This is a genomic window from Micrococcus sp. KT16, assembly GCF_003315015.1.
Taxonomy (GTDB): Bacteria; Actinomycetota; Actinomycetes; order Actinomycetales; family Micrococcaceae; genus Micrococcus; species Micrococcus luteus.
Map to the genome: position 1 here is coordinate 18,430 of NZ_QNRG01000005.1, position 22,908 is coordinate 41,337.

A 22,908-nucleotide genomic window follows, 5' to 3' on the forward strand; every position below is an offset into this window, starting at 1 on the left:
CATGACCAAGCGCAAGGCCACCGCCGCAATCTATGTTCGGATCAGCCGCGACGCTGACGGGCGGGCCGCTGGCGTGGAGCGTCAGGAAGCGGACTGCCGAGCGCTGGCCGAGCGCATGGGGCTCACTCTGCATCCGCGAGTGTTCAAGGACAACGACACCGGAGCATCCTCCAAGAGCAAGAAGGCGCGCCCCGCGTACCGCGATCTGCTGGACGCCGTGCGCTCGGGTGAGGTGCAAACGATCCTCGCCTACTCCAACAGTCGGATCACCCGCCGCCCGATGGAGTGGGAGGACCTGATTCGTCTCTCCGAGTCGCACGGCCTCCAGGTACACACCGTTGTGTCGTCCTCAGCCCGATTCGACACCGCTGATGGCCGGATGATTCTCCGAGTCCTGGCCGCGAACGATGCCGCCGAGGCCGACCGGATTTCCGAGCGGGTGACTCGGGCGAAGCAACAGCGTCTCGAAGAAGGGGCTTTCAGGGGTGGGCCGCGTCCGTTCGGATATGAAGCGGACGGGATGACCATCCGTGAGGTTGAAGCCCAGGCGTTGCGGGAGGCTGCTGGCCGGATCATTGCGGGGGAGTCCCTGCGGTCAGTCACGGCAGACCTGCGGGATCGCGGATTCAAGGGCACGCGCCGCGCCGACTCGGGGTTGCAGCCGGTCCAGCTGCGTCGAATCCTGTTGCGCCCACGAAACGCCGGTCTTGTGGAGCACTACGGCAAGGTGACCGGCCCAGCGGCATGGCCGGCCATCCTGTCAGAAGACGAGTGGCAGGCGGTGCGGTCCGTCCTCACAGACCCGGCGCGCAAGACGAATCACGGGTCTAACCGAGTGAAGCATCTGGGGTCGAGCCTGTTTCGCTGTGGGGTGTGCGGCGACCACGTGCGGGCGAGCGCCGCCTCTCGGGGCTATCGGGTGTATCGGTGCAAGACCGGCGCGCACGTGTCGCGTGCTCAGGAGCCAATCGACCATTTCATCCGGGAGGTAATGGCTGCCCGTCTCCGGGCCGACCCGGACGTGCTGCGGCGCGAGGATGATGCGGACGACGCGGCCCCCAATGAGATTCGCCGGGAGCTTTCGACCCTGCGGGCGCGCCGCGCGCAGCTCGCGGACGACTATGCAGACGGGCTACTCGACGGGCCGCAAGTGAAGGCCGCTGGCGCGCGTATCGACGCGAAGATCGAAGCCGCCGCCGCCGAGCTGGCACGGCTCACCTCGGCTTCCGTGCTTTCCGGGCTTGCCGAAGCGGAGGACGCCGGGAATGCGTTTCTCGCCGCGCCGATTGGCGCTCAACGGGCAATTGTGGACGCCCTCGCCACCGTCACGATCTACCCTGCGGGCAAGAAGGGACGCCCGGCAGGGTGGCAGACCGGGGACCACTATCTCGACCTCGAAACGGTACAGATCACTTGGAAGGGAAGCGACGATGACTGAGGCTATGTTTCGGTACAGGATTCCGACGATGGCGGAGGCTCCGGCGGTGCTCGTGGAGCGCCAACGGTCATTCTCCAGCCTCACGCCCGAACAGATGGCCGAGCGGATCGGCATCTACTGCGAAGAGTCGTCCCACGACGGCGAACCGTGGCTCATCGGGTCTCTGGCCCTGTCCCCAGAAATGAAGGCGCAGACAGGCCGCGACTACTGGACAGTCATCCCGAAGTTCACCGTGGGGACGGGCCGGCAACTCACCGTCGCCGGTGTGCAGGCCCAAACCATGATTGGCGACCGGCGCATGCCGACTGACGACGACGGCCTCCCGATCCTGGCGGGTGAGGATTACTCCCGCGCACGAACGCGGTATCGGATGGAATGCGCCCGTTGTGGGCTGACGGTCACGGCCCGTCACGAGACCTTGCAGAAGGTCGCCGCGAGGCTCCAGACGGCTGGACTGCGAGAGGCCACCCTAGGCGTCCTCGCCGCCGCCGTTCACCGGCTTGCATGAGCATGTGCTCAGGGTGCTATAATGAGTAGCGTCTGGCACCGCCTGAGCGGGCTGGGACACTAAGCCTCCAAGCAGAGGGTGATTCACCCTGCCTTGGAGGCTCTCTCGTGTCCGAGACCCTGGCCCTGCGGGGACGTGTGGCGTCCCTCAGCCGATCCCGACCTGCTACAGACCCCGACCTGATCGACGCCCGCCGCGACCTCGCCGCTGCCAAGCTCGACGCCTACGTCAAGAAGGTGGTGGCCGAGGCCCCGCCCCTGACGGACGCCCAGCGTGACCGCATCGCCGCCCTGCTGCGGCCGACCAAGGCGCGGGATGCCCAGTGAGCGCCGCCGCCGATCTTCAGGCCCGCGTTACGCGCGGGAATGGCCGGGGAATCACCCTGTTCGCCTTTCAGCACGAGCTGAGCACCCGCGATAAGCGCGGGGCCGTCGACCTGATCTGCGAGACCTTCCCTCGCCTCTCCCGCTCCTGGGCTAAGCGCCACCTTGCCCGCATTCAGGACATGGACGGGGCGCGTCTGGGGGAGTTCATCGCCGCTGCTGATCCCGTGGTCTACATGCGCCGTCTGCGCACCCTCGACCCCACCGGCGACACCGCCGCCCGCAACGTGGACCGTGAGCGTCGGGAGGTGGCCGCGTGAACATCCCGAACATGGAAGAACGCCGCCCCCTCGCCCTGGGAGCGGCGTTCAACCACACCGATTCAGCACCTACCACGGACCCGAATCTGTCTCCCATTTTACCGGATTCAGCGGATCTTGTCGCGGGCGTTTTCGTTCTCGTGGTGACAGTGCCCAATGACCCTGAACCCCGCCACCGTCGCCGCGTTTTCCTTCAGGCTCAGCCCGCCCAGCGTGCGGCGGACCGTGCCGTGGCACGCGGACACCGGGCCGAGGTTGTCCTGTGCCGTCTCGTGCCCGAGACCTACGGAGGTGCGGCCCGTGTCTGAGCTGCTGCGCAAGATCGCTGAGACATTCGCGCCTACCTGTGCGTGCGGGGACGCGGCCCGCGCCCTCGCACACGTACTGGCCGGGCTGACCGATACCGAGGTGTACCGCCAGGGCTACAACGCCGGACGCGCCGACCTCGTGGCCGAACAGATCGACTACCAGTCATCCCGTGCCCTCCGCGCCCAGGCCGCACGCAAGCAGTGGGACGCGAACGCTAAACGCTCGTGGTGGGCCAACTGTGAGTGTGCCGCGTGCAAGGGCGCACCTGCTGATGGGTGGTGCCGCTGCGTGTTCTGTCAGGTGGCCGGATTCGTTGGAGACCAGGTGTTTCGTCACGGCGAACATGATGCAGACGGGGGCCGCGTGGTGACCGAACGGACGATGGGGGCAGGGGGTATCTACGTTGACGCCGCATGATCTCGAAGAACTCGACACCGCCGCCTACGCATGGCCGGCCAATGGCGCGGAGGCCGCAGATGCCCCTGTGGCGACCTGGAAGCCGCTGGACCTGGCCGGGTACCTCAACGGCACAATCCAGCCCGCTCAGGCCCGCCTGATGGCGCGCACGGACGGCGTACACCTGCTGTACCCCGGACACGTTCACAGCGTCGCGGGAGAGTCCGAGTCCGGGAAGTCCATGTTGATGCTGGCCGTCGTCGTGGAGACCATCGCGGCGGGCGGGCGAGTGCTGTTCATCGACTACGAATCGGACCCGGCAACCGTGGTGGACCGGCTCGTGAAGATGGGGGCCGACCCGTCCGAGCTTGCTGACCACCTCGACTACGTGCAGCCCCAGACAGACCCCGTCAACGGGCCGTACCTGGAGGCGAGCGCATGGTCAGCCATCAAGGCGACCCGGTACGAGCTGGCCGTACTGGACGGTGTCACGGAGGCGCTGAGCGTGTCCGGTGTGGCGAGCATCGACAACGACGAGGTGACCGGGTGGATTCGGCGCGTGCCGCGTGCGCTCGCACGGTCCACCGGGGCCGCTGTGGTGCTCGTGGACCACGTCACGAAGTCGTCCGAGGGACGGGGACGGTTCGCCATCGGTGCGCAGTCCAAGCTGTCCGCACTCGACGGTGCTGCGTTCATCGTGGAGCCGCTGGCCCCGCTCGGAGTCGGGATGTGCGGACGGCTGGCCGTGCGGGTGGGCAAGGACCGGCCCGGGCGCATCCGTGGTCACGGTGGAGCCTGGCGCAAATCTGACCGCACCCAGGCCGTCGCCGTGGCCGTGATCGACTCGACCGACCCGGCGCGGATCGTCTACACCCTGGAGCCGCCCGCACGCGAGCTGGACCCCGAGCAAGCGCGCCAGCAGCTCGACGATGAGCGGCGCGCGTCCGTCCTGGCATGGGTCCGTGACTGTCCGAAGCCGCCGAGCCTGAACAGCATCTGTGCGGGCGTGGCCGGTCGGAAGCAAGAGACAACGGCCATCGTCCGGGAGCTGATCGAAGCGGGAGAGCTGACGACCTCGCCAGGGCCGAACCGCTCGACCCTGCATCACATCCCCGCCTGATGGTCCCCCGGTGGTTCCGGTTCCCACTCTAAAGAGTGGGACCGGGAACCACTCATGGGAACCAGTTCCCACTAGTTCCGAACCACCGGGAACCACTGGGAACCACTCACCGCCGACACACCACAGACGGCCCCGAGCGCACCACGCGCCGGGGCCGTCGCCGTCCCGAGGAGGACACCACCGATGACCACCACCCGTGCATCCGAGATGGACAACCTGCGCTCCGTCGTCCGATTCCGACCGGACCAGTCCGGTCTAACCGGACGGACCGGACGAACCGTCCGAACCGGCCCCCAGACGGCCCTCGGCCCTTGCCTGGTCGGGGCCGTCGTCGTCCCCACGGAGGACAAATGAGCACCACCACCACCCCGCCGACCCTGCCCGACCTCGCCCCCAGCAGCGATAGGAGCGCAACCGATGACCACAACCGAACGCCCCACCGAGGCCGACAACCTGCGCCAAATGCTCCGGTTCCACATGGACCGCGCCGAGCGGCACCGGCTGCGCGCCGAGAAAGCCGAAGCCGAACTAGCCGAGCTGAAGAAGGAGTCGCACCCGTGAGCACCCCCTCCCGCCCCACACCGAAACACGCCGCCACCACCGCACTTGAACGTGCAGCCGCTGAACTCGCGTACCTGCGGAATGAGTGCGAGAGCATTCGCCACGCCCTCAATCGATCCCAGGAGCGCCCGTGAGAGCCCGCCCCACATACACCGATGCCCAGCTACGCCGGTTCGTAGCCCTCGCACGAGGCGGACGCGACAGACGCGCCGACGTGCTGGACGCCATGAGGCGGCATCCCGCCGGGAAGGGGCCACGCGCGCCCCGCCCAGACCATCCCCCCATGACCGACGCGGACGGCACACCCGCCGCCCCGCTGCCCACCACCACACCCGAGGACCACCGATGACCGCCCGATTCGTCACCCGCCCCCACATGTGGGCGCACAACAACCAGATCAGTCAGACCATCCGCGCCGAGCGCGTCGAACTCACCGACGAACACGGCGTGCTGCATGACGGCGTGGGCATCTTCAGCATGGGCAAACCCCGCCAGATGCTCACCCCCGAAGCCGGGCACCGACTAGCGCACGACCTCGCCGACGCCCTCGACTCAATCACCATCAACCCCCGCCCCGAGCACCACAACTGACCGTCCAAGGAGGACACGCACCATGACCACGAACCCCCTCTCTGAGATGACCACTGAGCAGCTGACCAAGCTTGCCCAGACCGCCGACCAGGCCCACGCATCCGTGAACGATGCAGCCCAGAAGGCGCGCACCGCAGCACAGAAGAAGGTGGAGGCCGCACTGTCCCAGGCCGAAGCCGCACGCGATGAACTCCAGCGACGGAGCGATGCCGAGGCCCAGCGCATCCAGGACCGCCGCCGGGCATTCGCGCACCACCTGCTCAACGCGGGCGGGATCGAACGACTGGCCGAGGAGAACAGGGCCGACCTGAAGACGGCACAGGAAGCCCTCATCGCCGCGCTGGAGGCCGACCCGGTCATGGTCGCCACTGCCCGCTACCAGTCCATTGCGCGCCGCTCAGAGTCCATCCGGTCCCTGCTGCACGAGGCTGCCGTGGCACTGGGGCAGGAACTGCCCGCCGGCCTGGCGAACTACCGCGCCCCCAGCGGGGCCGACTTCGACACGCACCACCGCCGCGTCCTGGACCGGCTGACGTTCACCTACGCCGATGAATGGGCCGAGAACATGCAGGACACGGCCCAGGCCAGCATCAGCGGAGACGACGCCGCCCTGGACAAGTACGTGCCCACCGCCGCTGAACGGCACGCCGAGAACGAGGCCGCACGCCTGGCCGCGCTGGCCGAGTTCAAGGCGGGCGAGAACGTGGAGCGCGTCGTCACCTACCCCGACGTGCCCGGTTCCCCGTTCCTGCATTACAGGGTCATCCAGTGGCGGGACAGCTACACCGGGCAGACCGTCCCCGACGCCGCGCCCGACGCTGGCCCCGGACCGGAGGGCATCCTCGCCGGACTCCACCACTGGGTGCCCCTCCACGAGGCAACCGCCGAAGACGTGGCCGCAGCCGTAGAGGCCGAGACCATCAGCATTCGATCCGCCGAGTTCTACGGCCTCCCGCTGCCCTCGACTCACCAGGGCTGACCACGCACACCACGCACACGGCGACGGCTCACGCACACCAGCGTGGGCCGTCGCCGCTACTGCAAGGAGCAACAGACATGGCACGCGCTAAACGCATCTGCCCGAGGCCAGGTTGCCCACGTCCCGCCGTGGGCCGCTACTGCCCGGAGCACAACAAGGAGTACGACCGGAGCCGGGGCACCGCGACTGCCCGAGGCTACGGAACCGCGCACAGACGCGCCCGCGCCGAATGGGATACACGAGTCCAACGCGGCGGCATCTGCTGCCAGCGCTGCGGCGGACCCATCACACCCGGCGAACCCTGGCACCTGGACCACGACGACCACGACCGCACGCAGTATCTCGGACCATCACACGCGCGCTGCAACAACGCGGCAGGCGGACGACGCGCGCACCTCTATGACTGACTCACCGGGGGCCAGGGGGAGCCACCGGCTGGGGGGGTCACCAGCACCGCCGGTGGGGTCCGCCAGGTGCGGGCTACGCAGATGGCCTCATCCGAATCGACGCAAGGAGGTGCCGGAATGCCCGGACCTATGCCAAATCCGACCAAACCGCGATCCCGCAGAAGGGCCACGGGAACGCGCTCAAACCTCACTGAGCTGCCCGCTGAGGGCTGCACTCTGCCCGTTCCCGCTTTGCCGAAGATGCGGGACTGGTCCCGTGAGGAGCGCGCCCTGTGGCGGAACCTGTGGCAGTCGCCGCAGGCGACGCAGTGGGATGACTCGTTTATCGCCGCTGTGGCCGCGTACATCGTCCATGCGACGGCGGTCTATGGGGGTACCGCGTCCGCCTGGCAGGCGCAGGAGATGCGCCACCTGGGGGCACAGTTGGGCCTCACGCCGGCGGGGATGCTCGCGTTGGGTTGGGTGGTGCGCAATGAGTAGGCGCAGGCTCGCCCGGCGTGACCTCGTGGCCCCGGTGATGCCCGCTGCGACCGACCCGAACCGGATCACGCAATGCTCATTCACGACCTCGCACGGGCCGGTGCGCGTCTGGAGCGCGGGCGGTGTCCCGTACCGGCTGCGCGTGGCCGGGGTGACGCTCCGGCGGGAATGGGACCGTGCCGCGTTTATCGCGTGGATGGATGACCCCGAGGTGCGGGCGGCGTTGGGGGTTGCGGGACCGTTTTTTCCTCCGAGAACTACCCCTGCCCGTGGCGCGACGAGTGCGCGCGGCCGAGAAGAGGTGGAGAAGAAGTGACGTTTGAGACTTTTCTATCCCTCGCTCTGGTGGGCATCGTCTCCGCCGTGCTCCACCTTCGTCTGTTCAGTTCGCCGCGGCGGACGCTCGACAAAGAGGCCCTGCGCGGCGACCACGCCTGTCAGTCCTCCGACATTGAAGATCGACGAGTACAGGATGAGCTTGTCCCAGAATGGTCCCGCGCCACCGTTCGCGAGGCCGACGAACGCACCGGTAAAGCCGACCATGACGGATAGAGCCGTTGCGTAGGCCACTGCCTGCGCGCCCCAGTAGTTTGCGCGTGATGACGCCTCTCGGACTTTCTCACCCGTGTAGACGGTCGCGCCGAGAATCAGGGGCATGGACAGGAGGTAGGCCTCGTAGAACTGTGCGCCGTTAGTCATGTTGCCTCAATCGCCTACGGGGGGGCGGTGCCCCCGGCCTTGAAACGGGATCGACCGGGGGCACCTGACGCCGCCAGGCCAGCGGAGGGGGGGGATGCGGCGGGCGGCGCTGATCCCAGGGTAGTGGAGGGCAGTGGACGCGCGGGCCACCCGAGCGCGACTGCTCGGCGGACAGGTCCCCGTGACGTCATCATTTGTTCACATTGCGTTCATCGTCGTAGTACACTCTGAAGTCACCCGATCGGCAGGGATCGGGTTCCACGTCGGTCTAGTTGACAGTCTCGGAGGGGTTCGATGGGTGGAAATGGTTTTCCATCCATCGGGGCCCCGAAACTAAAACGCATCCTCTGCAAGAAGCTTGGCTATAGAGAAGTGCCAGATTCTGGTCCCGGATCGCATTGCTGGTTGGAGTCAGAAACGCACACACGAGTTCGTTGGGCGTTCCATGATTCTCGTGAAGTCACCTCAATCGAGGTGCGACGACTACTAGTAACCCAAATCGGCCTGTCGAACGAAGAAGCAAGGAGGCTGGTGACGTGAACGTGCACGCAATTGTCTCGCGATACGACACGAACGCTTACGGCCTGATTAGTCCCCAGGTGCCCGCACTTTTCGCCGGCAGTGATTCGCCCGATGCCTACGAAACCGAACGCATCCCGGCTCTACTCGCGGAGTCGGGCCTTGAGGGCGATTATCAGCTCCAGGTGCACCGGCAGACCTATGAGCAGCTTGAGGATCGAGAGTGGTTCATGCGCGTGAAGGTGGACCGGCCATTTGATGTACCGTCCGCTTCGCGTCGTGACACCTGGGAGGCGCTGGAGCGCCTCCTCGAGGAGACTCCCGAGCCCATTGACAATGCTCGGCCTAACTCCACCGGCGAGGTGATTTTCATCATCTGCGAGCTGGACGACACCATTGGGTGGGTCTCCGAGCAGCTGCTGGAAGGGGAGACGGCCGCACTGGTAACTCCGGTCGGTGCCGAAGAGTTGTGGGTTCTGGATGTGCACAAGGGTGTGACTGAAGGGGCCGAGCGCCTCGACGACTCTGTCACTTTACGGGAGCTGCAGCAGCGCTTCCTTGGGGCCACCGACGAACTTCAGTCCCGAGAGTCTTTTGTGATGCATGAGCCGACGCCGGGGATGTCTCGGACGCGTCAGCTCGTGGGCGTGTGACAAGGCAGCTGCCTCTAATCGCTTCACACGCACAAGGACCACACACCACGGCCCCGGCCCTCCCATCGCGGGAGAGTCGGGGCCGTGGTGTGTTTCCGAGGGTGGTGTTCTACTGCGAGGGCCGGACTGGGTAGGTGGTTGCCAGGCCCCTACGGGGCTAGCGGAGCCCTACGGGCACAGGTCTCCCGGTCCCTCATCCCAGAAAACCCGCCGCCCTCCGCCCCCACTCAGCAGCATTTGCCCACGCCGAGTAGACCCCCGCCGATCGGCGGGTGTCTCTCGTGTGGCCCTAGGACTGGCCGAGCTCTGGCCGTCCTCGCCCCGGCGGTTCGGGAGCGTTCGGGAGGGGTGTCACCGCGCCCTCATGATTGGCAGCACAGAGGGCTGTAGACGCTGGAGGATCACGCTGTGACCTCGTGCCGTCCACCGGCGCTAGGACGGTGGGCAGGACGCGGCCCCGCGTGTGGGGGCCGGAGGCTCTAGGGCACGCCCTGGCCGGTGAAGACGCGCCACAGGGGCACATGGACCGTGGGGCCGATGACACGGCGCTCACGAGCCGCCCACAGGTCTACAGGCACGTCCTCGCCGGGCAGGTGGACTCGATACGTACCGGCGGCGTCGCGGCGTGTGTGTGCGTGAATGGTGCCGTCCTGGCCGACCATGACCCCGGCGTGCATGTCGCCGTGGTGGGCGCGTCCAGCGTCCGCGAGGGGGCCGGGGTCCGCGTCGTGGTGCGCGCCGATGTGCGCGAGGACGCGGGCCGAGTTGTCCTGGTAGTAGTCGCCCATTGTCAGCACGCCCCCACGAGAAGAGACGGGGCGGAGAGAAGGAAGAAGCCCGCCACCGTGAGCGCCGTGCAAGTGACGGCGCGGGCGACGGGCTGGAGGATGCTGGGGAGGGTACGGGTAGGCTGGTTCACGGCGTCACGTCCTAACTCACGTGGTGTCCACGCCCCGGGGTGTTCCAGCACCGCCGGGGCATTCTTACGTTTGGGCGTCTTAGTTGTACTAATGCCCTGGCGATCGTCCTGGCGGCCTACGCCGCGGACGGGCGGGTGCGGAACGTCGAGGGGCCCGTGTTCCTGGCCGAGCTCGGCCTCGACGGCGCCCTGCACCGCTCGCCGGAGACCGTGGCGATGGTGATGGCCGCCGTCGACGCGGGGTGCTCCGAGGTGGTCGTCGCCGAGGATGCGGAGGCCGAGGCCCGACTGGTCCCCGGCGCCGAGGTCCGCGGCTTCGCCCATCTGCACGACGTCATCCGCGCCTTCGGCGGGGAACCGGACGGAGAGCCGCCCCACCGCCCGGCCCGACGGCAGGTGACAGCCCCGGAACCGGAGCCGGCCCGTGCGGTGCCCGACCTCGCCGAGGTCGCCGGACAGGCCGAGGCCCGGTTCGCGCTCGAGGTCGCAGCCGCCGGCGCCCACCACCTGCTGCTCATGGGCGCCCCGGGGGCGGGCAAGACCATGCTCGCCGAGCGCCTGCCCGGAATCCTGCCTCCCCTGGACCGGCGCACCGCGCTCGAGTGCGCCGCCCTGCGCTCCCTCCGCGGCGGCGACGCCCGTGTCCGGCGCAGGGGCGGGACGGCCCAGGGGTTCGACGGTGACATCGACCGGACCCCGCCGTTCGAGGCACCCCACCACTCGGCGTCCCGCTCGGCCCTCGTGGGCGGCGGCAGCGGCCTCGCCCGGCCGGGAGCGGCCTCCCTCGCCCACGGCGGCGTGCTGTTCCTGGACGAGGCCCCCGAGTTCGAACGGCGCACCCTCGAGGCGCTGCGCCAGCCCCTCGAGTCCGGGGAGGTGCTGCTGCACCGGGCCCTCGGCGCCGTCGTCTACCCGGCCCGGTTCCAGCTGGTGCTGGCCGCCAACCCCTGCCCGTGCGGCAAGGGCGGCGGCACGGGCGTCGAATGCCGGTGCAGCGTGCCCGAACGCCGGCGCTACGCCCAGCGGCTCTCCGGGCCGCTGCTGGATCGCGTCGACCTGCAGGTCACCGTACGGCCCGTCGACGCGCGGCAGCTCACGGGGGCGCCCGCCTCCGAGACCACGTCGCAGGTGGCCGCCCGGGTCGCCGCGGCCGCCGACCGGCAGGCTCGGCGCTGGGCCGCCGCCGCCGAGCGCGGGCTCGTCCCGTCCGGGCTGCGCCGCAACGCGCACGTCCCCGCCGGGGTGCTGCGGCACGGCCCGTACGCCGTGCCCCGGGCGGCCCGCCGGCCCGCGGACGACGCCGTCGACCAGGGCCTGCTGAGCGCGCGCGGCCACGCCCGCGTCCTGCGCCTCGCCTGGACCCTGGCAGACCTGCGCGGCGCCGAACGGCCCGCACCCGAGGACACCGACGTGGCACTCACGCTGCGCCACCAGAACGAGGAGGACGCATGACCACCTACGTCACCCCGGCGGCAGACCACGTCGCCGGGCCGCGCCGGCCGGACGCCGCCCGGCTCGCCCGCGCCGCCCTGACCCGGCTGGTCGAGCCCGGGGACGCGCTCGCGGTGCAGACCGTCACGGCGCTGGGGCCGGAGCGGGCGCTCGCCCTGCTCACGGGCCGGGAGACGATCCAGCCCGCCGAGCGCGATCTGCTCGCCGATCGCGCCGGCGCGCCCGACACGCTGCCCCGGCGCTGGGCCGCGGGGCTGGCCCGCTGGGCGCCCCGGGCCGCCCGGCTGGAGCCGGAGCGTGACCTCGTGACTCTGCACCGGCTCGGGGGAGGCCTGCTGATCCCCGAGGACGACGCCTGGCCCGCCGCCCTGGCGGACCTGGGCGAGGAGGCGCCCCTGGGCCTGTGGTTCCGCGGCTCCGGAACGCTGCCTCCCGCGGACCGGATGCTCGCCGTCGTCGGCAGCCGGGAGGCGACCGCGTACGGACGGACCGTGACCGCCCGCTGCGCCGCCCACGCCGTCCAGCAGGGCGCGTGCGTGATCTCCGGCGGTGCGTACGGCATCGACGGCGCCGCCCACCGGGCCGCGCTGCAGGCGCCCGCCGCACCGGAAGACGCGGCGGATCGCGACGGCGTCCCGCCCACGGTGGCGGTGCTGGCCGGCGGCCTCGACCGGTTCTACCCGGCCGGCCACGAGGACCTGCTTCGCGCGGTGATGGCCGCCGGGCTGCTCGTGTCCGAGATGCCGCCCGGTGCGAGTCCCACGCGGTACCGGTTCCTGCAGCGCAACCGGGTCATCGCCGCGCTCGCGGGGGCCGTGCTGGTGGTCGAGGCGCGCTGGCGGTCGGGGGCGCAGAACACGGCGGGCCACGCGTTCGGCCTCGGCCGCGAGGTGGGCGTGGTCCCCGGCCCCGTGACCTCGCCCAGCTCCGCCGGTTGCCACCGTCTGCTGCAGGAGAGCCCCGCCCGTCTCGTGACCACCGAGCAGGAGGCCCTCGCCCTGCTCGGCCAGGGGCCCGCCCGGAGCGGCGGCGCGGGCGGGAGCACCTCCACCCGGGCAGCTCCCGAGTCCGCCGCGCGGCCCACCGACGGGCTCACGATGGAGGAGGCCCTCGTCCACGAGGCGCTGCCCCTGCGCCAGGCGGTGCCCGTCGACCGGATCACCGTCAGCGCCGGGCTCGCGCTGCCCACCGTCCTGGCGTGCCTGTCCCGGCTGCAGCGGGCGGGCCTGGCCGAACGGGTCGAGGACCGGTGGCGGCGGGGATGACCTCCGGCCGCGTGCTCCCGGGCGGCGCCGCCCTGGGGCGGATGGCAGAGTGGGGGGATGACCCCGTCGTCCTCCGTCCGTCCCGTCCCGGTCCCGCGCGCCCCCTCGCCCCGGGACACGGCCTGGCTCGAGGCGTTCGAGGAGCACCTGCGCCACGAGCGGAACCGCAGCCCCCAGACCGTGCGCGCGTACCTCGCCGATCTGCGCGCCCTCATCGACCACGTCGCCGGCACAGCCGGCACCGCGGCGGCGCCCGCCGTGGATGACGACGCCCTCGCTCGCCACGTGCCCAGCGCACCGGACGTCCTCGCCGAGCTGGACATCGAGGACCTGCGTGGCTGGTTGGCGGCCATGAGCGGGGCCGGCCTCGCCCGCGCGACCCTGGCCCGCCGGGTGGCCGCCGTCCGCACCTTCACGGCCTGGCTGCGCCGGGAGGGCCTGCGCTCGGACGACCCCGCCCTGCGGCTGCGCTCGCCCCGACCCGAGGGGACGCTGCCCCACGTGCTCCAGGAGCAGCAGGCGACCCGGCTCCTCGCGGCTGCCCAGGAGCGTGTGGACGCCGCCGCCGCGGGCGACGACCCTGCCGCCCACGCGCTGGCCCTGCGGGACGCCGCCCTGCTCGAGCTGCTCTACGCCACCGGCGCCCGGGTGGCCGAACTCTCCGCCCTGGACGTGGACGACCTCGAGGCCGGCCGCGGCGTCGTCCGGCTGACCGGCAAGGGAGACCGGCAGCGCACCGTCCCCTACGGCGCACCCGCGGGCCGCGCCCTCCAGGAGTGGCAGCGGCTCGGTCGCCCCCGCCTGGCCCGGCCGGACTCCGGCCCCGCCCTCTTCCTCGGCGCGCGCGGCGGCCGGCTGGGGGTGCGCCAAGCGCGCACCGTCGTCGACCGGGCACTCGAGGGCCTGGGGGACACCGCGGCGCGCGGGCCGCACGCGCTGCGCCACACGGCCGCGACCCACCTCCTCGACGGCGGCGCCGACCTGCGCAGCGTGCAGGAGCTGCTGGGGCATGCGTCCCTGCGCACCACGCAGGTCTACACACACGTCTCGATCGATCGCCTCCGCGAGGGCTACCGGCAGGCCCACCCACGCGCCTGACGCCTCCCCGGAGCACCCCCGGCCCGTCCCCTGCGCCATAGCGACACGCGCGGCGGCGCGCCGCCTCGTTGCCGGCCCGGCATCCCTGGTGCACAATGGCCCCAGGATCCACCGGAGCCGCGACGTGGTCGTAGGGGAAGACGCACCGCATCGCACCCCCGGAGGCATCCATGACCAGCACCCATACCCGCGGCGTGGTCCACATCCTCTCCGCCCCCACCGCCCTCTGCCCCCACGTGGAGTGGGCGCTGAGCTCCGTGCTCGGCCCCGCGACCTCGGTGGAGTGGGAGGGTCAGCCGGTCGCGCCCGGCCAGCACCGCGCCGAGGTGCACTGGACGGCGACCGCCGGCACCGGTGCGCGTCTGGCCTCCGCCCTGCGTGGCTGGCCGCACCTGCGCTTCGAGATCACGGAGGAGCCGTCCGCCGGGGTTGACGGCTCGCGCTGGTCCCACACCCCGGACCTCGGCATCTTCCACGCCACCACGGACGTCTCCGGCAACATCATGGTCTCCGAGGACCGCATCCGGTACGCCTACGAGGCCGGCGCGGGCGATCCCAGCGTGCTGATGCACGAACTCTCCCTCGCGCTCGGCGAGGCCTGGGACGATGAGCTCGAGCCGTTCCGGCTGGCCGCCGCCCACGCCAACGTGCGCTGGCTGCACCGCGCCGTCTGACCCCTCGTCCGGTCGGCGGCGCTCCGGCTCAGACGCTGCGGAACACGGCCACCGCGTTGTGGCCGCCGAAGCCGAACGAGTTCTTCACGGCCACGCGCGGCCCCTCGGGCAGGCGGGCGGGGGAGCCGGTGACCACGTTCAGCGGGATCTCCGGGTCCTGGTGGTCCAGGTTGATGGTCACGGGCGCCTGGCCGTGGTGGACGGCGAGCACGGACAGGATCGACTCGATCGCGCCCGAGGCGCCCAGCAGATGGCCGGTCTGGGACTTCGTGGCCGAGACCTGCACCTGCTCCAGGTGGTCGCCGAACACGGCCCGCATGGCCAGGTATTCCGGGGCGTCGCCCTTGGGCGTGGACGTCGCGTGGGCGTTCACGTGGCACACGTCCTCGGGGGTGATGTCGGCCGACCTCAGAGCGGCGCGCATCGCACGGGTCGCGCCCAGGCCCTCGGGCTCGGGCGCGGTGATGTGGTGGGAGTCGGAGCTGACGCCCGTGCCGGCCAGCTCGGCGTAGACGCGTGCGCCGCGGGCCTTCGCGTGCTCCTCCGACTCGATCACCATGACGCCGGCGCCCTCACCGAGGACGAAGCCGTCGCGGTCCACGTCGTAGGGGCGGGACGCGGACTGCGGGTCGTCGTTGCGCTTGGACAGCGCCTGCATCGCGGCGAACGCGGCCATCGGCAGCGGGTGCACGGCGGCCTCGGCGGCGCCGCAGATCACGACGTCGGCCTGGCCGGAGCGGACGAGCAGCAGCGCGGTCTCGAGCGCCTCGGTGCCGGCGGCGCACGCGGACACCACCGTGCGGGCGCCGGCGCGGGCGCCGAACTCGAGGGAGAGCGCGCCGGCGGCGCCGTTGGGCATGAGCATCGGGACGGTCATGGGCAGCACGCGGCGCGGGCCGCGCTCGCGCAGGGTGTCCCAGCCGTCCAGGAGGGTCCACACGCCGCCGATGCCGGTGCCGAAGGCCACGGCGAGCCGGTCGCCGTCGACCTCCGCGCCCTCGAGGCCGGCGTCCTTCCAGGCCTCGCGCGCGGCGACGGTCGCCATCTGGGTGGCCGGGTCCTGGCGCTTCTGCTCCACCTTGGAGAGGACCTCGGAGGTGGGCACGGTCAGCTCGGCCGCGAAGGTGACGGGCAGCTCGTACTTCTCCACCCAGTCGTGCTCCATGGTGCGCGCACCGGAGACGCCCTGCAGGGCGTGGGACCAGAAGGTGGGCACGTCGCCGCCGATGGGCGTGGTGGCGCCGAGGCCGGTGATCACTGCGGTGCGGGTCATGGGTCTGCTGCCTCTGGGTCTCGAGTGGGGATCGGGCGGAGGGGTGTCGTCGGCACGACGCGCGGCGCGCGCCGGGGTGCCGGAAGTCGAGGGTGTCGGGCGCCGGGGGCGCTCACACGCCCCCGGCGCTCACCGAGGGGACGGGGCGGGCCGGGCCCGCCGCCGTCGTGGGCCGATCAGGCCTGGGCGCCGTCGATGAAGTCGACGGCGTCCTGGACGGTCTTGAGGTTCTTGACCTCCTCGTCCGGGATCTTCACGCCGAACTTGTCCTCGGCGTTGACCACGATGGTCATCATCGAGATCGAGTCGATGTCCAGATCGTCCGTGAAGGACTTCTCCGGCTGCACCTCGGCGGTGTCGAGGCCGGTCTCCTCGTTCACGATCTCGGCGAGGCCGGCGAGGATCTCTTCCTTGGAAGCCATGGGGCGTCTCCTTCGGTAGGGGTGTGGGGTGTACGTGGACAGTGAATCAGACGGCGCCGCCTCAGGGGAGACGGACCACCTGGGCGCCGTAGACCAGCCCGGCGCCGAAACCGATCTGCAGGGCCAGGCCGCCGGAGAGCTCGGGGTTCTCCTCCAGCAGACGGTGCATGGCCAGCGGGATGGACGCGGCCGACGTGTTGCCGGCGTCCGCGATGTCCCGGGCCACGACGACGGACTCCGGCAGCTTCAGCTGCTTGGCGAACTCGTCGATGATCCGCATGTTGGCCTGGTGCGGGATGAACGCGGCGAGGTCCTCGGGCTCCACGCCCGCGGCGTCGAGGGCCTCGCGGGCCACCTTCGCCATCGACCACACGGCCCAGCGGAAGACGGAGGGCCCGTCCTGGCGCAGCGTGGGCCAGAGCATCCCCTCCGCGCCGGTGATCGCCGAGGCGTCGCCCGTGGTGCGGGCGTGCTCCACGGCATCGCGCAGCTCCAGCTGCGAGTGCGTCATGGAGATCGTGGACCAGCGCTCCCCGTCCGAACCCCACACCGAGGGGGAGATGCCCGGCTCGTCCGCGGCCGACACGATCACGGCGCCCGCGCCGTCGCCCAGGAGGAAGGAGATGGAGCGGTCCGTGGGATCCACGACGTCGGAGAGGCGCTCGACGCCGACCACGAGCACGTGCCGCGCGGTGCCGGAGCGCACGAGCGCGTCGGCCTGCGCGACGCCGTAGCAGTAGCCGGCGCACGCGGCGGAGACGTCGTAGGCGGGCGCCGGGGTGGCGCCGATCTCGTGCGCCACGAGGGCCGCGGCCGAGGGGGTGGCGTGCGGGAAGGTGACGGTCGAGACGATCACGGCGTCCAGGTCCGAGCCCTGCAGGCCGGCCCGCTCGAGGGCCTCCCGGGCGGCGCCCACGGCCATGACGGGCACGGTCTCCTCCGCCGTGGCGCGCTGGCGCGTGACGATGCCGGTGCGCTGGCGGATCCACTCGTCCGACGAGTCGATGGGGCCGACGAGGTCCTCATTGGGGACCAGGTTCGCCGGGCGGTAGGCGCCCACGGCCACGATGCGGCTGGCCGCGGGGCGCTCGTGCTGCTTCAGGGTGACGGTCATGGTGCTTCTCTCTGCCGGGCGGTGCGCGGGGTTCAGGCCGAGTGCTCGGCCAGGAACGCCCGCGCGGCGTCCAGGTCCTCGGGGGTCTTCACGGCGAGCTGCGCGGTGCCCTTGAGACCGCGCTTGGCCAGTCCGGTCAGTGTGCCACCGGGCAGCAGCTCCAGAACGCCCGTGACCTGCCGCGTGGCCATGGTCGCCATGCACAGGTCCCAGCGGACCGGGCGGGTGACCTGGTCCACGATCCGGGCGAGCACGTCCGTGCCGGACTCGACGGCCTCGCCGTCCCGGTTGGACAGCAGGGGCAGGCGCGGGTCCGAGGGGGAGAGGCCGGCGACGTGGGCCGCGAGGTCGTCCACGGCGGGGCGCATGTGCTCCGTGTGGAACGCGCCGGCCACCTTGAGCGGGATCACGCGGGCGCGGGCGGGGGCGGACTCGGCGAGCGCGCCGAGGGCCTCCGCGGTGCCGGCGGCGACGATCTGGCCGGCGCCGTTGACATTGGCGGGCGTCAGGCCCGCCGCGTCGATGGCCGCGAGGACCTCGTCCTGGTCCCCACCCACGACGGCGGCCATGCCCGTGGGCGTGGCCGCGGCGGCCCGGGCCATGCCGGTGGCGCGCACGCGCACCAGGGAGAGGGCCTCGGCGGGGGACAGCACGCCGGTGACGGCGGCCGCGGTGACCTCGCCCACGGAGTGGCCGGCCACGACGGTCGACTTCGGTGCGGCGGCGTCCGCCTCGAGGGCCGCGGCGGCCACGAGGCCGGCCGCCACGATCAGCGGCTGGGCGACGGCGGTGTCCTTGATGGTCTCCTCGTCCGACTCAGTGCCGTGGCGGATCAGGTCCACGCCCGCGGCGTCGGAGAGGGATGCGAGCAGGTCGCGGGTCCCGTCCAGCTCGAGCCAGGGGGCGAGGAAGCCGGGCGTCTGGGACCCCTGTCCGGGGCACACGATGGCAAGCATTCCTCCATCGTGTCAGGATCGGCCGCCATCCCGGGCAGATCGCGCCACGAAGCACGGCGAGTCGGTTTGGAGGGTTTCTACAAGCGGGGGTGTGCGCCGCCCCGGCTCAGTCCGACCCGTCCCCGGTCGTCTGCCGCGCCCCCGCGAGCCGGCCCAGGGTGATCGCGGTCTGCAGGACGTACGCGTCGCGGGGGACCAGCGGGTCCCAGCCGGTCACCTCAGCCACCCGCTTGAGGCGGTACCGCACGGTGTTCGCGTGGACGAACAGCTCGCGGGCCGTGCCCTCGAGCGAGTGGCCCAGCGCGCCGTACGCGTCCACGGTCTCCAGCAGGGAGGTGCCGGCGTCGGCCAGGGGCGTGAACACCCCGTCCACGAGGGCCTCCCGGGCCGTGGGGTCGCCCAGCAGCGCCCGCTCGGGCAGCAGGTCCTCCGCCGGGGTGGGCCGGCTCGCCCGGGGGTGGGCGGCCGCGGCGCTGAGCCCGGCGAGGGTGTGCCGCGCCGAGACGTGCGCCGAGACCAGCGAGTCCACGACGGGTCCCACGATCACCGGTCCCGGCGCGAACCAGGGCGCGAGCGCCTCGCCCACCGCCCGCGCGTCCCGCACCGAGCCGACCACGAGGACGAGCCGTTCGGACTGCACGCCCACGAGCAGGTCGCAGTCGAGCCTCGCCGCGGCCCGCCGCAGGTCCGGGATGAACGCGGGCTTGTCCTGCCCCGGGGCGAGACCCGCCATGACCATCACGTCGTGGTCCCCACGCCAGCCCAGCGCGGTGGCCCGGTGCCGGATCTCGTCCGGGTCCTGCCCGCGCAGCACCGCGTCCAGCAGGACCGACTCGAGCCGCGAGTCCATCGCTCCGCGCATCTCCGCGGCCCGGGCGTACACGTCTGCGAGCGCGAACGCGACCTCGCGCGAGTAGTGGAGGATGTGCTCGCGGACGGGCGCCTGGTCGCGCTCGGCCAGCAGCTCCGGCACCCGCGTCTCGACGACGTCCACCATCGTCCGGATGAGCTGGAGGGCCCGCTGCAGCGAGATCGCCCCGGTGAGATCGGTGGGCGCGGGCCCGAAGACGTCCTGCAGGACGTGGCCCGTGGAGGTGGGCCGCTCGAACCACGTGAGGAAGCCCTGCAGGGCGCGCTGGGCCACGAGCCCGAGGGCGCTGCGCTCGTCCGGGGTGAGTCGGCGGTACCAGGGCAGGGTGGCGTCCAGCCGCTGCAGCACCGCCGTGTTCAGGGCCCCCAGGTGGCTCCTGAGGCGGGCCAGCCCGTCGGTGCTCACGGGGCGAGGGGCGGCGGGGCGGGGCTCGGGCATGCGCTTCATCCTAGGCGCGTGTTGTGGGGTTCCTACAGCGACGACGCCGGCCGCTCGCCTCCCTGGCGGAGGCGAGCGGCCGGCGTCGGGACGGGAGGGCGTCGGCCTCCCCGCGGCATGCGGGTCAGGCGTCGCCGCCCGCGATGCCGGTGGTGCCGGCGTTGACGTCGTCCAGGCGGTACTTCTCGTGCGCCTTCGCGGCCGTGCCCCGCTCGACCTCGCCCTCCTCCTCGAGGAGCTGCAGCGCGCGGACCACCATCGAGTGGGTGTCGATGAGGAAGTACCGACGGGCGGCGGCGCGGGTGTCCGCGAAGCCGAACTCGTCGGCGCCGAGCGCCGAGAAGCGGTTCGGCACGAACGGGCGGATCTGGTTCGTCCACGAGGTGGAGTAGTCCGAGGTGGCCACGATCGGGCCCTCGGCCCCCTGCAGCGCCTGCGTCACGTAGGGCACGCGCGGGGTGGCGGACGGGTCCTTCAGGGCGTCCTTCTCCGCCGCGACGGCGTCGCGGTACAGCTCGTTGTAGGAGGTCACCGACCACACGGAGGCGTTCACGCCCCACTCCTCGGAGAGGATCCGCTGGGCGTCGAGCGCCCACGGCACGGAGACGCCGGAGCCCAGGAGCTGGACCTTCGGGCCGTCGCCCTGGCCCTCGGAGAGGCGGTAGATGCCCTTGAGCAGGCCCTCCACGTCGAGGCCCTCGGGCTCCTCGATGTGGGTGATCGGCTCGTTGTACACCGTGAGGTAGTAGATGACGTTGCGGACGTCGTCCCCGCGGTCGTGGTCGCCGTACATGTCCTCCAGGCCCTGGCGCACGATGTGGGCGATCTCGTACGAGTACGCCGGGTCGTAGTGCTTCACGGCCGGGTTCGTGGACGCCAGGACGGGGGAGTGACCGTCCATGTGCTGGGTGCCCTCGCCGGCGAGGGTGGTGCGCCCGGCGGTGGCGCCGATCATGAAGCCGCGCGCGAGCTGGTCGCCTGCGGCCCAGATGTTGTCCGCGGTCCGCTGGAAGCCGAACATCGAGTAGAAGATGTACACCGGGATCATCGGCTCGCCGTGCGTGGAGTACGCCGTGCCGATCGCGTTGAACGCCGCGGTGGCGCCGTCCTCGTTGATGCCGACGTGGTAGATCTTCCCCTGCGGGGACTCCTTGTAGGACAGGAACAGGTCCCGGTCCACGGACAGGTAGTTCTGGCCCTTGGGGTTGTAGATCTTCGCGGTCGGGAAGAACGAGTCCATGCCGAAGGTGCGGGCCTCGTCCGGGATGATCGGCACGAAGCGCGGTCCCATGTTCTTGTCCCGCATCAGGTCCTTGAGCAGGCGCACGAACGCCATGGTCGTGGCGGCCTGCTGCTTGCCCGATCCCTTGCGGGCCTGCTTGTACGCGGACTCCGGGGGCAGCGGGATCGCGTGGTAGTCGCTGCGCCGCTCCGGCACGAAGCCGCCCAGCTCCTTGCGCCGCTCCATCATGTACGTGATCTCCGGAGCGTCGGCGCCCGGGTGGTAGTACGGGATGTCGTACGGGTCCTTCTCGATCTGCTCGTCCGAGATCGGGATGCGGTGGCGGTCCCGGAACACCTTGAGGTCGTCCACCGTCAGCTTCTTCATCTGGTGCGTGGCGTTGCGACCCTCGAAGGACTTGCCCAGGCCGTAGCCCTTGATGGTGTGGGCCAGGATCACGGTGGGCTGGCCCTTGTGCTCCATGGCGGCCTTGTAGGCGGCGTACACCTTCTTGTAGTCGTGGCCGCCACGCTTGAGGCCCCAGATCTCGTCGTCGGTCATGTCCGCCACCATCTCCTTGGTGACGGAGGACCGGCCGAAGAAGTGGTCGCGCACGAAGCCGCCGGACTCGGCCTTGTAGGTCTGGTAGTCGCCGTCGAGCGTCTCGTTCATGATGCGCACGAGCTCGCCCTCGTCGTCGGCCTCGAGCAGCGGATCCCACTCGCGGCCCCACAGGACCTTGATGACGTTCCAGCCGGCGCCCCGGAAGTAGGACTCCAGCTCCTGGACGATCTTGCCGTTGCCGCGCACCGGCCCGTCGAGACGCTGCAGGTTGCAGTTGATGACGAAGGTGAGGTTGTCGAGCTTGTCGTTGGCCGCGATGTGCAGCTGGCCGCGCGACTCGGGCTCGTCCATCTCGCCGTCGCCGAGGAAGGCCCACACGTGCTGGTCGGAGGTGTCCTTGATGCCGTTGTTGTGCAGGTACCGGTTGGTCTGCGCCTGGAAGATGGCGTTCATCGGCCCCAGGCCCATGGACACGGTGGGGTACTGCCAGAAGTGCGGCATCATCCGCGGGTGCGGGTAGGAGGGCAGGCCGTGGCCCTGGCGGGACTTCTCCTGGCGGAAGCCGTCGAGGTCCTCCTCGGTCAGGCGGCCCTCGAGGAAGGCTCGGGCGTAGTTGCCCGGCGAGGAGTGGCCCTGGAAGAAGATGTGGTCGCCGCCGCCCGGGTGGTCCTGGCCGCGGAAGAAGTGGTTCAGGCCCACCTCGTAGAGGGTCGCCTGGCCTGCGTAGGAGGAGATGTGACCGCCGACGCCGACGCCGTCGCGCTGGGCGCGCTGCACGAGGGCCATGGCGTTCCACCGCAGGTAGTTGCGGTAGCGGCGCTCGAGCTCCTCGTCGCCCGGGTACTCCGGCTCCTGGTCCGCCGGGATCGTGTTCACGTAGTCCGTGGTGGTCACGTAGGGCAGGGCGACGGACTGGGCGCTCGCGCGCTGCATGAGGGAGCGCATGATGTACTGCGCCCGCTCCGTGCCGCGCTCCTCGATGAGTCCGTCGAGGGACTCGATCCACTCCGACGTCTCCTGGGGATCCTTGTCCGGGAGCTGGTCGGTCAGACCGCTGCGGATCTGCGAGCTCTCTTCGGCTGCGCTCACGGTGCCTCCTGGTTCTCGTGCGGAGGGGTGCTCCGCGGTGGGCTGCGGGCAGACGATCCGGTCCGGGCCCGCGACGCCGAGCCGGGCGCGTCGCCCGGAGAGTGCGTCTGTTCCTCCCCAGAGTAGACCGGAGCCGCCGCGTCCGCCCGGCCGGAGGCCCCGGAACGGCGGCGTCCACGGCGTATGGTGGTCATCATCACCCGCTCGACGGCGCGGGCCGCAGTGCCCGCCACCATCAAGGAGGACCG

The 22,908-nt window shown here is 71.1% G+C and carries 23 protein-coding genes; 14 read left to right on the top strand and 9 right to left on the bottom strand.

Annotated elements, in window-relative coordinates; translation table 11 throughout:
• Position 1: 1 nt before the first annotated feature.
• From DE149_RS06075 to DE149_RS06090, 4 genes are all read left to right on the top strand, one after another.
• Positions 2 to 1,438, top strand: a complete 1,437-nt coding sequence (locus DE149_RS06075; protein WP_113914165.1) for a recombinase family protein — start codon at positions 2 to 4, stop codon at positions 1,436 to 1,438.
• Positions 1,439 to 1,466: 28 nt separating this feature from the next.
• The gene (locus DE149_RS06080; RefSeq protein WP_113914166.1) at positions 1,467 to 1,946 is read left to right on the top strand and encodes a hypothetical protein; all 480 of its coding nucleotides are present in this window, start codon (positions 1,467 to 1,469) and stop codon (positions 1,944 to 1,946) included.
• Between the two features lie 107 nt (positions 1,947 to 2,053).
• Positions 2,054 to 2,272 carry a hypothetical protein gene (locus DE149_RS06085; RefSeq protein ID WP_113914167.1) on the top strand — a complete coding sequence of 73 codons (219 nt, stop codon included), beginning with the start codon at positions 2,054 to 2,056 and terminating at the stop codon, positions 2,270 to 2,272.
• Entirely contained in the window at positions 2,269 to 2,589 is a 321-nt protein-coding gene (locus tag DE149_RS06090; RefSeq protein ID WP_036313768.1) for a hypothetical protein, read from the top strand. The genes DE149_RS06085 and DE149_RS06090 overlap by 4 nt, the downstream gene beginning before the upstream one ends.
• A gap of 107 nt (positions 2,590 to 2,696) precedes the next feature.
• Here DE149_RS06090 and DE149_RS11620 read toward each other — a convergent pair whose 3' ends face one another.
• Entirely contained in the window at positions 2,697 to 2,834 is a 138-nt protein-coding gene (locus DE149_RS11620) for a hypothetical protein (RefSeq protein ID WP_158530784.1), read from the bottom strand.
• 55 nt (positions 2,835 to 2,889) lie between these two features.
• Here DE149_RS11620 and DE149_RS06095 point away from each other — a divergent pair, with 55 nt between their 5' ends.
• From DE149_RS06095 to DE149_RS06110, 5 genes are all read left to right on the top strand, one after another.
• The gene (locus DE149_RS06095) at positions 2,890 to 3,315 is read left to right on the top strand and encodes a hypothetical protein (protein ID WP_147084463.1); all 426 of its coding nucleotides are present in this window, start codon (positions 2,890 to 2,892) and stop codon (positions 3,313 to 3,315) included.
• The gene (locus DE149_RS06100; RefSeq protein WP_147084464.1) at positions 3,302 to 4,414 is read left to right on the top strand and encodes an AAA family ATPase; all 1,113 of its coding nucleotides are present in this window, start codon (positions 3,302 to 3,304) and stop codon (positions 4,412 to 4,414) included. The genes DE149_RS06095 and DE149_RS06100 overlap by 14 nt, the downstream gene beginning before the upstream one ends.
• A 417-nt stretch (positions 4,415 to 4,831) precedes the next feature.
• Positions 4,832 to 4,975, top strand: a complete 144-nt coding sequence (locus tag DE149_RS11625) for a hypothetical protein (RefSeq protein ID WP_158530785.1) — start codon at positions 4,832 to 4,834, stop codon at positions 4,973 to 4,975.
• Between the two features lie 345 nt (positions 4,976 to 5,320).
• Complete coding sequence (locus DE149_RS06105) at positions 5,321 to 5,566, top strand: hypothetical protein (RefSeq protein WP_113914170.1); 246 nt, start codon at positions 5,321 to 5,323, stop codon at positions 5,564 to 5,566.
• 22 nt (positions 5,567 to 5,588) lie between these two features.
• Positions 5,589 to 6,545, top strand: a complete 957-nt coding sequence (locus tag DE149_RS06110) for a hypothetical protein (RefSeq protein WP_113914171.1) — start codon at positions 5,589 to 5,591, stop codon at positions 6,543 to 6,545.
• Positions 6,546 to 7,762: 1,217 nt separating this feature from the next.
• Here the strand turns inward: DE149_RS06110 and DE149_RS06125 are convergent.
• Entirely contained in the window at positions 7,763 to 8,131 is a 369-nt protein-coding gene (locus tag DE149_RS06125) for a hypothetical protein (protein ID WP_113914174.1), read from the bottom strand.
• 536 nt (positions 8,132 to 8,667) lie between these two features.
• Between DE149_RS06125 and DE149_RS06130 the strand changes: the two genes are divergently transcribed.
• Positions 8,668 to 9,303, top strand: a complete 636-nt coding sequence (locus tag DE149_RS06130) for a hypothetical protein (RefSeq protein ID WP_036381788.1) — start codon at positions 8,668 to 8,670, stop codon at positions 9,301 to 9,303.
• A 479-nt stretch (positions 9,304 to 9,782) separates the two neighbouring features.
• Here DE149_RS06130 and DE149_RS06135 read toward each other — a convergent pair whose 3' ends face one another.
• On the bottom strand, positions 9,783 to 10,100 hold the full coding sequence (locus DE149_RS06135; RefSeq protein WP_147084465.1) for a hypothetical protein: 318 nt from the start codon (positions 10,098 to 10,100) through the stop codon (positions 9,783 to 9,785).
• Between the two features lie 161 nt (positions 10,101 to 10,261).
• Here DE149_RS06135 and DE149_RS06140 point away from each other — a divergent pair, with 161 nt between their 5' ends.
• From DE149_RS06140 to DE149_RS06155, 4 genes are all read left to right on the top strand, one after another.
• A complete protein-coding gene (locus DE149_RS06140; protein ID WP_113914176.1) occupies positions 10,262 to 11,674 on the top strand; it encodes a YifB family Mg chelatase-like AAA ATPase in 1,413 nt (470 codons plus the stop codon).
• Entirely contained in the window at positions 11,671 to 12,939 is a 1,269-nt protein-coding gene (locus DE149_RS06145) for a DNA-processing protein DprA (RefSeq protein WP_036312818.1), read from the top strand. Before DE149_RS06140 ends, DE149_RS06145 begins: the two co-directional genes overlap by 4 nt.
• Before the next feature lie 57 nt (positions 12,940 to 12,996).
• Positions 12,997 to 14,037 (top strand): tyrosine recombinase XerC, encoded by a 1,041-nt coding sequence (locus DE149_RS06150; protein WP_113914177.1) that lies wholly within the window; start codon positions 12,997 to 12,999, stop codon positions 14,035 to 14,037.
• Positions 14,038 to 14,207: 170 nt separating this feature from the next.
• A complete protein-coding gene (locus tag DE149_RS06155; RefSeq protein WP_073115561.1) occupies positions 14,208 to 14,711 on the top strand; it encodes a DUF3145 domain-containing protein in 504 nt (167 codons plus the stop codon).
• 28 nt (positions 14,712 to 14,739) lie between these two features.
• On the opposite strand, the gene fabF is transcribed toward DE149_RS06155, so the two are convergent.
• The 6 genes from fabF to aceE all read right to left on the bottom strand — a co-directional run bounded on the left by fabF (position 14,740) and on the right by aceE (position 22,660).
• The gene (fabF, locus tag DE149_RS06160) at positions 14,740 to 15,984 is read right to left on the bottom strand and encodes a beta-ketoacyl-ACP synthase II (protein WP_073115558.1); all 1,245 of its coding nucleotides are present in this window, start codon (positions 15,982 to 15,984) and stop codon (positions 14,740 to 14,742) included.
• Positions 15,985 to 16,160: 176 nt separating this feature from the next.
• A complete protein-coding gene (locus DE149_RS06165; RefSeq protein WP_010078906.1) occupies positions 16,161 to 16,406 on the bottom strand; it encodes an acyl carrier protein in 246 nt (81 codons plus the stop codon).
• A 61-nt stretch (positions 16,407 to 16,467) separates the two neighbouring features.
• Positions 16,468 to 17,520 carry a beta-ketoacyl-ACP synthase III gene (locus tag DE149_RS06170; RefSeq protein ID WP_073115556.1) on the bottom strand — a complete coding sequence of 351 codons (1,053 nt, stop codon included), beginning with the start codon at positions 17,518 to 17,520 and terminating at the stop codon, positions 16,468 to 16,470.
• Between the two features lie 32 nt (positions 17,521 to 17,552).
• Positions 17,553 to 18,476, bottom strand: a complete 924-nt coding sequence (locus tag DE149_RS06175; protein ID WP_113914178.1) for an ACP S-malonyltransferase — start codon at positions 18,474 to 18,476, stop codon at positions 17,553 to 17,555.
• Positions 18,477 to 18,582: 106 nt separating this feature from the next.
• Complete coding sequence (locus DE149_RS06180) at positions 18,583 to 19,785, bottom strand: CdaR family transcriptional regulator (protein WP_044659134.1); 1,203 nt, start codon at positions 19,783 to 19,785, stop codon at positions 18,583 to 18,585.
• Between the two features lie 124 nt (positions 19,786 to 19,909).
• A complete protein-coding gene (aceE, locus tag DE149_RS06185) occupies positions 19,910 to 22,660 on the bottom strand; it encodes a pyruvate dehydrogenase (acetyl-transferring), homodimeric type (RefSeq protein ID WP_044659133.1) in 2,751 nt (916 codons plus the stop codon).
• Positions 22,661 to 22,908: the final 248 nt, after the last annotated feature.

What these genes read in the sequence shown, in the direction of transcription:
- fabF (WP_073115558.1), bottom strand. Translation starts at nt 15,984, where the DNA reads ATGACCCGCACCGCAGTGATCACCGGCCTCGGCGCCACCACGCCCATC.
- DE149_RS11625 (WP_158530785.1), top strand. Translation starts at nt 4,832, where the DNA reads ATGACCACAACCGAACGCCCCACCGAGGCCGACAACCTGCGCCAAATG.
- DE149_RS06075 (WP_113914165.1), top strand. Translation starts at nt 2, where the DNA reads ATGACCAAGCGCAAGGCCACCGCCGCAATCTATGTTCGGATCAGCCGC.
- DE149_RS06165 (WP_010078906.1), bottom strand. Translation starts at nt 16,406, where the DNA reads ATGGCTTCCAAGGAAGAGATCCTCGCCGGCCTCGCCGAGATCGTGAAC.
- DE149_RS06155 (WP_073115561.1), top strand. Translation starts at nt 14,208, where the DNA reads ATGACCAGCACCCATACCCGCGGCGTGGTCCACATCCTCTCCGCCCCC.
- DE149_RS06145 (WP_036312818.1), top strand. Translation starts at nt 11,671, where the DNA reads ATGACCACCTACGTCACCCCGGCGGCAGACCACGTCGCCGGGCCGCGC.
- DE149_RS06180 (WP_044659134.1), bottom strand. Translation starts at nt 19,785, where the DNA reads ATGCCCGAGCCCCGCCCCGCCGCCCCTCGCCCCGTGAGCACCGACGGG.
- DE149_RS06150 (WP_113914177.1), top strand. Translation starts at nt 12,997, where the DNA reads ATGACCCCGTCGTCCTCCGTCCGTCCCGTCCCGGTCCCGCGCGCCCCC.
- DE149_RS06170 (WP_073115556.1), bottom strand. Translation starts at nt 17,520, where the DNA reads ATGACCGTCACCCTGAAGCAGCACGAGCGCCCCGCGGCCAGCCGCATC.
- DE149_RS06175 (WP_113914178.1), bottom strand. Translation starts at nt 18,476, where the DNA reads ATGCTTGCCATCGTGTGCCCCGGACAGGGGTCCCAGACGCCCGGCTTC.
- DE149_RS06080 (WP_113914166.1), top strand. Translation starts at nt 1,467, where the DNA reads ATGGCGGAGGCTCCGGCGGTGCTCGTGGAGCGCCAACGGTCATTCTCC.
- DE149_RS06105 (WP_113914170.1), top strand. Translation starts at nt 5,321, where the DNA reads ATGACCGCCCGATTCGTCACCCGCCCCCACATGTGGGCGCACAACAAC.
- DE149_RS06125 (WP_113914174.1), bottom strand. Translation starts at nt 8,131, where the DNA reads ATGACTAACGGCGCACAGTTCTACGAGGCCTACCTCCTGTCCATGCCC.
- DE149_RS06110 (WP_113914171.1), top strand. Translation starts at nt 5,589, where the DNA reads ATGACCACGAACCCCCTCTCTGAGATGACCACTGAGCAGCTGACCAAG.